Origin of the sequence: Roseicyclus amphidinii (genome assembly GCF_030163755.1) — a bacterium.
In the GTDB taxonomy this organism is placed as follows: domain Bacteria; phylum Pseudomonadota; class Alphaproteobacteria; order Rhodobacterales; family Rhodobacteraceae; genus Roseicyclus; species Roseicyclus amphidinii.
This window is the reverse complement of sequence record NZ_JASJOE010000149.1, coordinates 1-1,225: the sequence shown is the minus strand read 5'-3', so window position 1 is coordinate 1,225 and position 1,225 is coordinate 1. Positions and strand designations below refer to the sequence as shown.

1 protein-coding gene is annotated in these 1,225 nt (G+C 68.2%); it reads left to right on the top strand.

Annotated features, from left to right (window positions below; translation table 11 throughout):
- Positions 1–143: 143 nt before the first annotated feature.
- On the top strand, positions 144–1,225 hold a 1,082-nt coding region (locus tag QQK83_RS19315; RefSeq protein WP_284267068.1), incomplete at its 3' end, for a TRAP transporter large permease.

Below are 1,225 nucleotides of genomic sequence, written 5' to 3'. Positions count from 1 at the left end.
CAATACCCGGTCTGGTGGTCCTATGGCGCGAGCTTTGCCGCCGCCGCCGTGGCCGCCCTCGTCTCGGTATATTGCGCCGCGGCGCGCGTCACCGAGACGCTGACCGGCCGCCCGATCCTGCCGGGCAACGGGGGGGCGGGACATTGAGCGCGCTCGAGCTGGGCTTCTGGTCCTTCCCCGTCCTGCTGGCGATGATCTTTTTGCGCGCGCCCATCGGGCTGGCCATGTTCGTCGCGGGCCTTGGCGGGCTCTGGCTGGTCACCGGCAGCCCGAACATGGCGCTGAACCTGCTCAAGGCGGAAAGCTACGGCACCTTCTCGAACTACTCGCTGACCATCATCCCGATGTTCCTGCTGATGGGCCAGTTCGCCACGCTCTCGGGCATGTCCTCGGCGCTGTTCAAGGCCGCCGAGGGCTGGCTCGGCCACCGCAAGGGCGGCGTCGCCATGGCCTCGGTCGGGGCCTGCGCGGGCTTCGGCGCGATCTGCGGCTCGTCGCTGGCGACCGCGGCCACCATGTCGCGCGTGGCCCTGCCGGAGCTGAAGCGCTACGGCTATTCGGGCGGCTTCTCGACCGCGACGCTGGCGGCGGGCGGCACGCTGGGCATCCTGATCCCGCCCTCGGTGATCCTGGTGATCTACGCCATCCTGACCGAGCAGAACATCGCGTCCCTGTTCCTTGCGGCCTTCGTGCCCGGCATCCTCGCGGCCATCGGCTACATGATCACCATCTCGGTCTATGTCCGCCTCAACCCCGAGAGCGCCGGCGTGAAGGAGCGGGTTCCCTACGCCGAGCGCCTGCGCGCGCTGGCCGAGATCTGGCCGGTGATCCTCGTCTTCGGCCTCGTCGTCGGCGGCATCTACGCGGGCTGGTTCACGCCCACCGAGGGCGCCGCCGTGGGGGCCGCGGGCACCGGGCTGCTGGCGCTGGCGCGGGGCAACATGACCTGGGCGCTCTTCAAGGAGAGCGTCATCACCACCGCCATCTCCTCGGCGATGATCTTCTTCATCATCCTCGGCGCGAAGCTCTACAACTCCTTCCTCGCGCTGACCCAGCTGCCGCAGGAGCTGTCGCTCTGGGTCGTGAGCCAGGGCTACGCGCCGCTCACCGTGCTGATCCTGATCCTCGTCTTCTACCTGGTGATGGGCTGCCTGATGGACAGCCTGTCGATGATCCTGCTGACCATCCCGATCTTCTGGCCGGTGATGCAGGTGATGGATTTCGG